This is a genomic window from Kitasatospora sp. NPDC088861 (assembly GCF_044750105.1).
Lineage (GTDB): Bacteria > Actinomycetota > Actinomycetes > Streptomycetales > Streptomycetaceae > Kitasatospora.
The window spans coordinates 254,503-267,151 of sequence record NZ_JBIVJF010000001.1; the positions used below are offsets into that span (position 1 = coordinate 254,503).

Annotated in this window: 4 protein-coding genes; 1 reads left to right on the forward strand and 3 read right to left on the reverse strand. The window is 75.4% G+C overall.

Annotated features, from left to right (window positions below; genetic code table 11):
- From ACIP37_RS01095 to ACIP37_RS01105, 3 genes are all read right to left on the reverse strand, one after another.
- Entirely contained in the window at nucleotides 1-9,660 is a 9,660-nt protein-coding gene (locus tag ACIP37_RS01095) for an amino acid adenylation domain-containing protein (protein ID WP_400803887.1), read from the reverse strand.
- A gap of 128 nt (nucleotides 9,661-9,788) precedes the next feature.
- Complete coding sequence (locus tag ACIP37_RS01100) at nucleotides 9,789-11,162, reverse strand: serine hydrolase domain-containing protein (RefSeq protein WP_400803890.1); 1,374 nt, start codon at nucleotides 11,160-11,162, stop codon at nucleotides 9,789-9,791.
- A gap of 10 nt (nucleotides 11,163-11,172) precedes the next feature.
- Nucleotides 11,173-12,180 (reverse strand): class I SAM-dependent methyltransferase, encoded by a 1,008-nt coding sequence (locus tag ACIP37_RS01105; RefSeq protein ID WP_363623121.1) that lies wholly within the window; start codon nucleotides 12,178-12,180, stop codon nucleotides 11,173-11,175.
- A 256-nt stretch (nucleotides 12,181-12,436) separates the two neighbouring features.
- Between ACIP37_RS01105 and ACIP37_RS01110 the strand changes: the two genes are divergently transcribed.
- The gene (locus ACIP37_RS01110) at nucleotides 12,437-12,634 is read left to right on the forward strand and encodes an MbtH family protein (protein ID WP_400803893.1); all 198 of its coding nucleotides are present in this window, start codon (nucleotides 12,437-12,439) and stop codon (nucleotides 12,632-12,634) included.
- Nucleotides 12,635-12,649 lie beyond the last annotated feature (15 nt).

Sequence of the window (12,649 nt, forward strand, 5' to 3'; positions counted from 1 at the left end):
TCATGCCTCGCTGCTCGTGCCGGTGTCCGCCAGTCCCTCGGCGGCCAGGATGTCCGCCAGGACCTTGTCCTCGATGAGCGCCGCCAGCTCGGAGACGGTCCGGGCCGTCATGACCTCCCGCGGCGACAGGGAGATCCCGAACGCCCTGCGGACGCTCGCCATCACGCCCAGGCTCCGGATGGAGTCCCCGCCCAGGCCGATGAAGTCGTCGTCCGGGCCGACCTGCGCCACCTCCAGGACGTCCGACCAGATGTCCGCCAGGGCCTGCTCGGTGGGCGTCAGCAGCTCCCGCGGTTCCGGTGCCGCGGGCTCGGCGGGCCGTTCCGCGGGTCGGCCGAGCGCCGCCCGGTCGACCTTGCCGTTGGGGGTGAGGGGCAGCGCCGGGACGAAGGCGAAGCCCGCCGGGACCATGTGCTCGGGCAGCAGCCCGGCCAGGAAGCGGCGCAGCTCGGCCGCGTCCGGCGCGTCCGGGCCGCCGGTGGTCACCACGTGCCCACCGAGCACCCCGTCGGCGACCGTGGCAGCGGCCGCGGCGACGCCCGGGTGGCGGGTCAACGCGCTCTCCACCTCGCCGAGTTCGATCCGGAAGCCCCGCACCTTCACCTGGTCGTCGACCCTGCCCAGGTACTCGATCACGCCGTCGGCGCGGCGCCGGGCCAGGTCGCCGGTGCGGTAGAGCCGGCCGCCGGGCGCACCGAACGGGGCGGCGACGAACCGCTCGGCGGTCAGCGCCGGACGGCCCCGGTAGCCGCGGGCCAGGCCGTCGCCGCCGAGGTACAGCTCGCCGGTGACGCCGTCGGGCACCGGGCGCAGCGTGCCGTCGAGCAGGTGGACCCGGGTGTTGCGGATCGGCCGGCCGATCGGGACGGCGCCCGGGGCGAGCGGCTGCCCGGGCTCGGCCCGGTACACGATGCAGCCCACGGTCGCCTCGGTCGGCCCGTACTCGTTGATCACCGCGCTGCCGGGGTGCCGGGCCCGCCAGCCGGCGAGGCTCTCGCCGGGCAACTGCTCGCCGCCGACCACCAGGTCGGCCGAGCCGGCCGCCACGTCGGGCAGGCGCTCCAGCAGCGGGAGGTGACTGGGCGTCGCCTTGACGAAGCCCACCGCGGTGCCGGCGGCGGCCAGTTCGGCGAGCGCGTCCGGCTCCAGCGGGGACACCACGACCGTGCCGCCCTGGGTCAGCGGGGTCCACAGCGCGGTGACGGTGAGGTCGAAGGCGATCGAGGAGTGCAGCAGGGCCGAGGTGCGCAGGCCCGGATACGCGTCGGCGGCGTGGGCCAGGTAGTGCGCCAGCGAGGCGTGCTCGACGACCACGCCCTTGGGGGTGCCGGTCGAACCGGAGGTGTAGAGCACGTACGCGGTGTCCGCCGGGGCGGGTCGGACGACCCCGGTGTGGTCGTACGGGCCGGCCAGGCCCGCCAGGTCCACCAGGTCGACCGGGCAGCCGGCCGGCGCCTCGCCGTCCAGAGCCGCCGCGCCCTCGGCGTCCGCCAGCAGCCGCACCGGACCGCACTCGGCGAGCAGGGCGCCGAGCCGCCGGGCCGGGTGCTGGAGGTCCAGCGGCACGTATCCGGCGCCGGCCTTCCACACCGCGAGCAGGGTCACCACCAGCAGCGCGGAGGGCCGCATGGCGACGGCCACCACGTCCTCGGTGCCGACCCCGGCGGCGCGCAGCCGGGCGGCCAGCGCGTCGGAGCGCGCGGCCAGGTCGGCGTAGTCGAGGCGGCCGTCGGGGCCGGTCAGCGCGAGCGCCGCGGGAGTGCGCCGGGCCTGGGCGGCGATCCGCTCCGGCACGGTGGTGCGGTCCACGACGACCGCGGTGTCGTCGTGGCCGGTCAGGTGCCGCCGCAGCTCGTCCTCGGTCAGCCAGGGCAGGTCCACCAGCCGGGTCGGTGCGTCCCGCTCCGGCTCGGCCATGCCGCCCAGCAGCAGACCGAGCCGGTCGGCGAAGGTCCGCACCGTCCGCTCGTCGAACAGGGCGGGGTCGTAGGCGAACGAGAAGGTCAGCCGCTCGGTCGGGTAGACGCCCACCGCCACGGGATAGTTGGTGGTCTCGGCGTCGGCGCTCACGTCGCGCAGGGCGAGGCCGCCGACGGTGAGCGCGGCGTCGTCCACCGGGTAGTTCTCGAAGACCAGCACGCTGTCGAAGAGCCTGGCCGGGGCGGCGATCCCGCTGCGGGCCTGGATCGCGGTGAGCGGCAGGTGCTCGTGGACGCGGGCCCGCACCTGCTCCTGCTGGAGCTCGCGCAGCCAGGGCCCGAGCTCGGCCCGCGGGTCCGCGAGGGCACGGACCGGCAGGGTGCCGATGAACAGCCCGACCATGTCCGGCGCGCCGTCGAGGTCGTTGGGGCGGCCGGAGACGGTCGCGCCGAAGCAGACGTCGCCCTGCCCGGACAGCCGGGACAGCAGCAGCGCCCAGGCGCCCTGGACCACCGTGTTCACGGTGACCTGTCGGTCCCGCGCGGCCCGGTAGACCCGGGCGGACAGCTCGGCCGGCAGTTCCACCCGCAGCCGCGCGGAGGACCTGACCCGGTGCTCGCCGGTCGGCCTGCGGTCGAAGGGCAGCGGGGTGGCGGTGGTCAGGCTCGCCAGCCGCTCGGTGAAGTACCGCTGCGCCTCGTCGGTGTCCCGAGCGAGCTGCCAGGCCACGTAGTCGCGGAACGGCGGCCGCTCGACGGCGGCGGACGGCCGGCCGGCGCGCAGCGCCGCGTACTCGGCGAACAGGTCGGAGAGCACCTGGTAGAGGCTCCAGCCGTCCAGCAGCGCGTGGTGGAAGGTCCACAGCAGGTGGAACGAGCCGCTGTCCAGCCGGGCCGCGGTGAGCCGGGTGAGCGGGCCGTCGGCCAGGTCCACGCCGAGCGCGCGGTCGGCGGCGAAGAGCCGTTCCAACGCCTCGGCCCGTCCGGCCTCGTCCAGTCCGCTCCAGTCCAGCACGGTCAGCGGGGTGGGGACGGTCCGCAGCACCCGCTGGACGAACCCGCCGGCCCCGGTGTCGGCGACCGTGGTGCGCAGCACCGGGGTTCGGTCGACGGTGCTGCGCCAGGCGCGTTCCAGCAGGTCGACGCGGTCCACGCCGTCCAGCACGAAGGCGAACTGGGCGAAGTAGGCGTCCTGACCGCCGGTCTCGGCGGCGGCCTCCAACGAGTGGAAGAGCATGCCGGCCTGCATCGCGGTGAGCGGGTAGAGGTCCGCCACCGCTCGGCCGTCACCGGCCAGCCGGTCCACCGCGGCCTGGTCCAGCCGCAGCAGCGGGAAGTCCGAGGGGGTCCGGCCGCCGGCTCCGGGTTCGCCCGCGTGCGCGGCCAGCGCGCGCAGCGCGTCGGCGGTGGCCTCGGCGAGGCGCCGTACGGTGGCCTCCTCGTGCACCTGGTCGGAGTACTGCCAGAGCAGCTCCAGGGCGCCGCCGTCGCCGAGGACGGCGATGACGTCGAGCAGGTGGGGACGGACCGACTCCGGGGACTGCCGCAGCCACATCCGTGGCCGGGTGCCCGCCTCGAACGGGCCGCCCTCGGGCAGTTCCTCGAAGCGCCCGAGGTAGTTGAAGCTCACCTCGGGCGCGCGGTCGCGCTCGGTGCGGTGGGCGGCCGCGTCGCGCAGCGCGCCGTGGCCGAGGCCGCCGCCGGGGACGTCCCGCAGTCGCTGCTTGACGGACTTGAGCACGGCCGGCCAGCCGGCGGCCGGGTCGGGCAGGTCGAGGGCGACGGGGTACACGGCGGTGAACCAGCCGACGGTGCGGGACAGGTCGGTGCCGTCCCGTTCGGTCCGGCCGTGGCCCTCCAGGTCCACCAGCACCTTCGGCAGGCCGGTCCAGGCGGCCAGCGCGGTGCCGAGCGCGCTCAGCAGGACGTCGTCCGGGCCGCCCCGGTAGCGGGCCGGGAGCTCCCGGAGCACCGCGTCCGTCTCGGCGGCGGTCAGCCGGACGGTCAGCGTGCGGGTCGAAGCCGCGGTGTTGGAGCCTGCCCGGTCGCGCGGCAGCCGGGGCGTCGCCGGGTCCGGCACGCCGTCCCAGTACGCCCGCTCGGGCTCGAACTCTCCGGCGGCGGTGCGGGTTTCGAGGTCGAGCGCCCAGGCCCGGAACGAGGTGGTCTTGGCGCCGAGCCGCACCTCCCGGCCGACCGCGGCCTGCCGGTAGGCGTCGGCGAGGTCCTCCAGCAGGATGCGCCAGGAGACGCCGTCGACCACCAGGTGGTGGGCCGCCAGCACCAGCACGTCCGGGCGCCCGGTGTCGCCGCGCAGCAGGGTGGCACCGAACAGCGGGCCCTCCGCGAGGTCGAACTCCTCGACCCGCTCGGCCGTGTCGTCGATCCGGCGGTCCTGCTCGTCGACCGGCAGGCCGGCCAGATCGACGACGTGCAGCAGGGGGCCGCCCGGGCCGGGCGCGTGGTGGCCGACGGCCCCGGTGAAGCGCAGCCGCAGGGCGTCGTGCTGCGCGAACAGGGCGCGCAGCGCCCGCTCCAGGGCCGACTCGTCGACTCCGGGGGCCAGTTCGACCCGGACGGTCTGGTCGAAGTGCCCGGGCCGGGCCGGGTCGGTGCCGTGGAACCAGCGCTGGATCGGGGTGAGCGGCAGCTCGCCCTCGACCGGGCCCTGTTCGGCGGCGGGCGCCTCGTCCCGGGCCCAGACCGCCACGGCGGCGAGTGCGGCGACGGTCTGATGCCGCATCACGTCGCCGGAGCGCAGGGAGAGCCCCTCGGCGCGGGCCCGGGCGGCGACCCGCATGGTGAGAATGGAGTCCCCGCCCAGCTCGAAGAAGTTGTCCTCGACACCGACCTGTTCCACGCCGAGCAGTCGGGCCCAGGTCTCCGCGAGCAGCCGCTCCTTCTCGTCGCGCGGCGCCAGGTAGGCCCGCCCGGCGTCGGCCTCGGGCACCGGCAGGGCGGCCCGGTCGAGCTTCCCGGCGGCGTTCAGCGGCAGCGCCGGCAGCGTGACGAAGGCGGACGGCACCATGTACGAGGGCAGGTGCTGCGCCAGCGCGGCGCGCACCGCGGCGGTGTCCGGGCGCTGCTCGGCGGCCCGGGGCACCAGGTAGCCGACCAGGCGCTTGGAGCCCGCGCCGTCCGGCAGTGCCAGGACGGCGGCGTCGGCCAGCTCCGGCAGCCGCAGCAGGGCGGCGACGATCTCGCCGGGCTCGATCCGGAAGCCGCGCACCTTGACCTGGTCGTCGGCCCGGCCGAGGAACTCCAGCACGCCCTCGGGCAGCATCCGGGCCAGGTCGCCGGTGCGGTAGAGCCGCTCGGCCGGGTCGAAGACCGCGGGGCCGAACCGCTCGGCGGTCAGCTCGGGCCGGCCGAGGTAGCCGATCGCCAGGCCGTCGCCGGCCAGGTACAGCTCGCCGGGCACGCCGTCCGCCACCGGCCGTCCGTCCTGGTCCAGCAGGTGGACCCGGGTGTTGGCCAGCGGGCGGCCGATCGGCACCGAGGCCCGCTCCAGGTCCCGCTCGGTGATCCGGTGGGTGGTGGCGAACACCATGGACTCCACCGGTCCGTAGCCGTTGACCAGGCGCAGCCCGGGGTGGCGGCGCAGCACCCGGCCGACGTGCTCGACCGAGACCGCCTCGCCGCCGGTCAGCACCTGGCGGAGCGTCCCGAAGACGCCCGGGTACTCCTCGGCCATCACGTTGAACAGGCTGGAGGACAGCCACAGGGTGGTGACGCCGTGCCGCTCGACGAGCTCGGCGATCGCCTCCGGCTCGGGCGTGGGGGCCGGCTGGAGAACGCAGCGGGCGCCGTGCAGCAGCGCGCCGAACAGCTCCAGGGAGAACGCGTCCCAGGAGATCGGCGCCGACTGCAGAACCACCTCGTCCGGCCCGAACCGGGCGTAGTCGGTGCCGACGAAGGTGCGCACGGTGGCGCGGTGGGCCGCCAGCACACCCTTGGGCCGACCGGTGGAGCCGGAGGTGAACATCACCGTCGCCGGGTCCTCGGCGCTGCCCGGGACGGCCGGGTCGGAGTCGTCCTCGGCGTCGGTGGCCGGGTCGGTGAGCGACAGCAGGACCGGGTCGCCCGCGGCGGGCCAGGCCGCCCGGACGGTCGCCTCGGCGTCGGCCCCGACGAGTGCGACCGGCGCGGCCAGGTCCTCGATCATCAGCCGCAGCCGCTCGACCGGCAGGCCGGTGTCGAGCAGCGCGTAGGCGCCGCCGGCCTTGAGCACCGCCAGCAGCCCGACGACCATCCCTGGCGAGCGCCGGGCGCAGACCGGGACGAGCGTGCCGCGCCCGACCCCGGCGGCTGCCAGTCGGCGGGCCAGCCGGTTGGCCCGGGTGTTGAGCTCGCCGTAGCGGACGGCGGTCTCCTCGTGCACCAGGGCGACGGCATCCGGGCGGAGCCGGGCGACGTACTCGAACAGCTCGTGGACCCGGGCCTCGCGCGGGTAGGTGGTCTCGGTGTCGTGCCAGTCGGCCCGGGCCCGCCGGGCCCCGGCGTCCTCCGCGCCGACCAGGGCGAGCTCCCCGGCGGGCGCGCCGGCGTCGGCGACGGCCGACCGGAGCAGGCCGAGCAGGTGGTCCGCCAGCCGGGCGACCGTGGCAGCGGTGAACAGGTCGGTGCTGTACTCGATGCCGGCGCCGAGCGTGTCGCCGTGGTTCCAGAACTCGAAGAGCAGGTCGAACCGCGAGGAGGATCGCGGGAGTTCGGCCTCGGCCAGGTCGAGCCCGGCGGCCGCCGCCCCGGGGCGCAGCAGCGGTTCCTGGTAGGTGACGGCGGCCTGCACCAGCGGCATCCGGCCCGGTTCGCGGACCGGACGCAGCGCCTCGACCAGCCGGTCGAACGGCACCTCGCCGTGCTCGACCGCGACCAGGGTGGACTCCCTTACGGCGTCGACGAGTTCACCGAACGGCCGGGCGGGGTCGAGCGCGGTGCGCAGCGGCACCAGGTTGGCGAAGAAGCCCTGGGTGTCGTCGTCCACGCCGTCGCGGCGGCCGGCGGTGGCGATGCCGAGCGCGAAGTCGCGCTGGCCGCTGTGCCGGGCCAGCAGGACGTGCACGGCGGCGGTCAGCGTCATGAAGACGGTGGCCCGACGGGCCCGGGACAGGGCGCGCAGCCCGGCGGCCAGCTCGGCCGGGACACGGAACCGGTGCAGGGCGCCGGCGCCGGTGCGGGCCGCCGAGCGCGGCCGGTCGGCGGGCAGGTCGAGCGGCGGCAGGTCGGCGAGCCGCTCGCGCCAGTACGCGATGTCGGCGTCCCAGGCGCCGGCCCGGGCCCGTTCGCGCTGGTCGGCGGCGTGGCGGGCGAACTGGTCGGGCGCCGGCGCCACCGGGCCGAGCGGCCCGTGCACGGCCCGGCCGTAGAGCTCGAAGAGCTCCCGGAGCAGGGCGCGGGTGGACCAGCCGTCGGTGACGATGTGGTGCTGGTCCAGCACCAGCACGTGCCGCCGCCCGGGCAGATGGATCAGCAGGGCGCGCAGCAGCGGCCCGGCCACCAGGTCGAACGGACGGGCCGTCGCCTCGGCGAGCAGTCGCTCGTGCTCGTCCGCCGCCTTCCCGGCCGACAGCGCGGTGAGGTCGACCACGTCGAGCGCGGGCTCGCCGGGCTCGTGCACCACCTGCACGCCGCCGTGCTCGCCGGCCCGGAAGGTGGTGCGGAGCACCTCGTGCCGGGCGAGCACCGCGCCCAAGGCGGCGCGCAGCGCCGCGTCGTCCAGTTCGCCGGCCAGCTCGATGCCGACCGCGGCGCCGTACCCGGCCAGGGCCGGGGCGGCGTCGTGAAGGAACCAGAGGCTCTCCTGGGCGAAGGACATCGGCACGGTGCCGCCGCGGCCACGCGGCGCGCCGTCGCGCGCGACGGCCCCGACCGGGGCGGGGATGTGCCCGGCCGGTCCGACCAGGGCGGCGACCGCGCCCGCGGTCGGCGCGGCGAACAGCTCGCGCAGGCTCGGTGCGGTGCCGAACTCCGCCTTCAGCCGGGCCAGGACGCGGGCGCCCAGCAGCGAGTCGCCGCCGAGGTCGAAGAAGTCGTCGGTGGTCCCGACACCGGTGGTGCCGAGGGCCTCCTCCCAGATCCGGACCACGGCCTTCTCGACCGGGCCGTTCGCCGGCACGTGGGCGACCCCGCGGCCGGTCCAGTCCGGCGCGGGCAGTTCGGCGCGGTCCACCTTTCCGGAGGGGTTGAGCGGGAAGTGCCCGACCGGGACCACCGCGGAGGGCAGCAGGTGCTCGGGCAGGGTGCGGCGCAGGTGGGCGGCGAGCTCGGCCCGGGTGGGCGCGGCCAGGCCCGCCTCCGCGCGAACGTGGACGACCAGTCGGCGGTGGCCGCGCTCGTCCTCGGGTGCTCCGGCGGCGGCCTCGGCGACGGCCGGGTGGGTCAGCACGGCGGCCTCGACCTCGCCCAGCTCGACCCGGAAGCCCCGGATCTTGACCTGGTCGTCGGTCCGGCCGCGGTAGCGCAGCACGCCGTCCGCGGTCCACTCGGCGAGGTCGCCGGTGCGGTAGAGGCGGCCGCCGGCCGGTCCGTACGGGTCGGCGACGAAGCGCTCGGCGGTCAGACCGGGGCGGCCCAGGTAGCCGAGCGCCAGCCCGTCCCCGGCCACGTACAGCTCGCCGACGGCGCCGGGGGCGACCGGCCGCAGCCACTCGTCGAGGACGTGCACCCGGGTGCCGGTCACCGGGCGTCCGATGTCGGGGGCGGTGCCGTCCCCGGGGATCGGGTCGCTCATGGTGGCGCAGACGGTGGACTCGGTCGGCCCGTACCCGTTGACCATCAGCCGGCCGGGCGCCCAACGGGCCGCGACCGCGGCGGAGCAGGCCTCGCCGGCCGTGACGACGGTGACGCCGGCCGGGACCGCCCCGTCCGGCAGGGTGGCGAGCACCGCAGGCGGCAGGGTGACGTGGGTGATCCGCAGTTCGGCCAGCAGGTCGGCGAAGGCCGGACCGGGTACCAGCCGCGCGGCATCGGCCAGGACCAGCGTGCCGCCGGTGAGCAGCGCCATGGAGAGTTCGAACACCGAGGCGTCGAAACTGGGGCTGGCGAACTGCAGCACCCGGGAACCGGGGCCGGCCGCCAGCTGGGCGACGTGCTGGGCGGTGAGGGCGGCGAGGCCGTGGTGGGGCACGGCCACGCCCTTGGGGCGCCCGGTGGATCCGGAGGTGTAGATGACGTACGCGGCGTCCAGCGGGTGTCCCGGCCCGACCTTCCCGGCCGCGGCCGGGTCGGTGTCCGGGCAGCCCGCCAGCGCCTCGGCGACGGCCGGGTCGGCGAGGTCCAGCACGGCCGACGGGCCGTCGACGGCCCGGACCGAACCGGCGCCGTTGGTGAGCAGCAGCCGCGGCGAGGCGTCGGCGAGGACGTAGGCGACCCGCTCGGCCGGGTAGGCCGGATCGACCGGCAGGTAGGCGGCGCCGGCCTTGGTGGTGGCGATGGCCGCCAGCACGAGATCCGCGCCGCGGGCCATGCCGAGCGCCACGATGCTGCCGGGGCCGACGCCCCGGTCGATCAGCAGGTGCGCCAGCCGGTTGGTCCGGCTGTCCAGCTCGGCGTACGAGAGGGTGCCGACCCCGGACACCAGGGCGGGCGCCCTCGGGGCCCGCTCGACCTGCCGGCGCAGCAGCTCGGGCAGGGTGCCGGCGGCGGGCGCCGGCGGTCCCGCGTGCCACCCTGCCGCCTCCGCCGACGCCGGGTCGGTACCAGTGATGAGCCGTGCGTCCGGGGAAGCCGCCTCGTGCGACATGGTTGTGTCTCCTGCCCTTCGGTCTGCTCTGCCCGTTCAGCCGCCCGGCCGTCCGGTCCGACGACGGCTTCGGACTCCCGCGGGTCGCGGGAGTCCGGAACACGCTGGTTACTGCCGTGCGCCGCCGCTCACCACCGGGCCGCCAGGCGCCCGCCGACCTGCATGCGGTCGATCCGCCCGGTGTCCGGGTCCCGGTGGAAGCGGCCGGTGTAGCCGGTCCGCTCGGTGGTCAGCTCGACGACCGAGAACGCCAGGTCCGACCGGACGGCGAGCCGGGCGAACGGTCGGCCTCCCTGGTCGAGCCGCAGGCCGTCCGGGTCATGGACCAGGCGGTACTCGGTGGCGCCGTTGCGGTAGGTCCCCGCGCAGTCGGCGAGGAGGTGGTCGGGGGCCGGCGGCGCGTCGCCGCGCAGCCGGGTGAACGGGTGACTGCCGACCTCGATCCCGGCCCCGCCCAGTTCGGCCAGCAGGTCGTCCCAGAGCGCGAGTCCGGTGCCCGCGTTGGTGGTCAGCGCGACGACCGTGCCCTCCTGCGGGTCGACCCGCAGGTGGCAGGAGGTGCCGTCGCCGGTGCCGTCGTGACCGACCCAGGTCCGGCCGTCCGGGGCCAGGTAGTGCGCGAGGCCGAGGCCCCAAGCGTCGGCCAGGCCGAACGCGTCGGTGTTCGGCTCGATCCGGCGCATCGTCTCGGTGACCCGGGGCGGCGGCAGCAGCGGCCCTCGCGGGCGCACCGGTTCGTCCGCGAGCAGGGTGCCGAACCGCAGCAGGTCCGCGGCGGCGAGCGCGAGCGCGCCGGCCGGCGCCTCCACCGGCGGCAGCAGCTGGGCCACCGGGCGGGCGGTACCGTACGCCGGCTGCGCGGCGTGCCCGGGGACGTGCCCGGCGGCGGCGCCCGAGCCGGTGACGAAGGCCGCGCGGATGCCGAGCGGACGCAGCAGGACCGAGGTGACGGCCTCCTCCCACGGCATGCCGAGGGCCAGTTCGGCGACCCGGCCGGCCGCCACCAGCCCGACGTTGGAGTAGGAGAAGGCCGTGCCCGGCGGGCAGACCACGGCCGCCGCGGCCTCCCTGAGGTACTGGTCGCGGTCGGCCGGCGGCTGCTCGGCGGGGTGGCTCCCGGGCAGTCCGCCGGTGTGGGTGAGCAGGTGCCGCAGCGCCAGTTCGCTCCCGAGCACCCCGGGCAGCGCCGCGAACTCGCGGAACTGCCCGCCGAGCGGGGCGTCCGGGTCCACCTCGCCCTCGTCCGCCAGGGTCGTCAGCAGCGCGGCGGTGAACGGCTTGGTGAGCGAGCCGACCGGGAACCGGGACTCCGCGGTGACCGGCCGACCGCTGTCGTAGCACTCCTCCCCGGCCGTCACGACCGAGGTCACGCCCTGGTGCAGGAGGGCGAGTTGGGCTCCGGGGACGGTGTGCCAGCGGATCAGTCGGTGCAGCAGCCGGCCGAGCCCGCCGGCGCTGGCCGGGTCGACGCTCCTGGTGGGGGGTGCCGAGGTGGTCGTCATGGTGTCGGGGTCACTCCAACTCGAAGACGACGGAGGCGGCGGGCGACTCGATCCGCTGCTCGCCGGCCAGCTTCCAGCCGGTCTCCTCGAAGACCCCGTACCACTCGTCCAGGGTGGGCACGTACACCCCCATCAGGTCGTGGGCGGACTCGAAGCCGAGGTTGAACAGCGGGATCCCGCGGTCCGGGTAGCCGACCGTGCGGGTGGTGTCGCCCAGCAGGAAGCGGCGCACGTTGGGGAACCGCTCGCGCAGGGTGCGCATCGACTTGACGGCGTTCTCGCGGGGCCAGAAGTCGTGGCCCATCATGAAGCAGGTGAGCAGCTCGACCTCCGCGAAGACGGGATGCGGGGCCAGGTCGCGAGCGTCCGCCTGGAGAGCGGTGATGCGGTCGGACAGGCCGGCCCTGGCCACCTCACGGGTGGTCATCTCGACGGCCGGGAGGCCGATGTCGAGGCCGAGGCCGCGGGTGCCCGGGTAGCGGTTGGCGATCTGGATGAGCCGCTCGCCGCTGCCGCAGCCGAGGTCGGCGGCGACCTTGAAGTCGAACGGCAGCCGGTCCATCGCGGCCCAGAACGCCGGGTCGAACGAGAACGAGGACAGCTCGCGGCAGGCGTAGCCGATGGCCGCGCCGTCCCGGTGGTAGAAGGAGCCGACCCGGTTCTCTTTTCGGAGCACCGAGGGCATTTCGGTGTAAAGACCGGAGCAGCCCCGGCTGAGCCAGTGGAAGTACGACCGGTAGGTGTTCACCTCGTCGAAGATCGGGCCGGGGCTGATCGTGCCGCCATCACGGGTGACGACTCCGACCGAGGCGAGCGCCTGGAACATCCCGCGGGACGCGACCGGGTCCAGCCCGAGCTTTTCCGCCAGTTCCTCCGCATCCAGAGAGGCGGCGCCGTTCAGCTCGTCGAGCGCGCCCACCTCCCAGGCTGCGGCAATTGCCCAGGATGCCACCGCCGAGTTGTAGATGTCGGCCGATGTCAGTTTTGCTCCGGGTATCGCCACTTCAGTGATCGACATGGATGCCTCCTGTTCGGTTTCCGGCAGGTGACATCAGTTTCGACCGGAACCAACAGCAGGCTCCAGCTCCTTAAGCAGGGCACGATAACCGCAGGTCAGCGCGATTTACCGGTCCGCCGCAGGCATTCGGCGAAGCGAAGTCGAAGGGTCCGTTTTCCGATTTAAGGCCTGACTTAACGAGCTTGTCAGCACGCCGAACCCCTTCCCAGCATGAGCGGTGCCAGTGCCGGCCCCACACCAGTTCAGGGAGAGACGAATGGGAAACCCGTTCGAGAATGCCGAAGGCACCTTCCGGGTTTTGGTCAACCAGGCGAACCAGCACAGCCTCTGGCCGGATTTCCTCGACGTTCCAGACGGTTGGTCGTCGACGTACGGACCGGACTCCAGGGAGGACTGCCTGCATTACATCGAGAGCAACTGGAACGATCTCCGCCCACGCTCCACCGCGTCCTGACCGGAAACCCCCAGG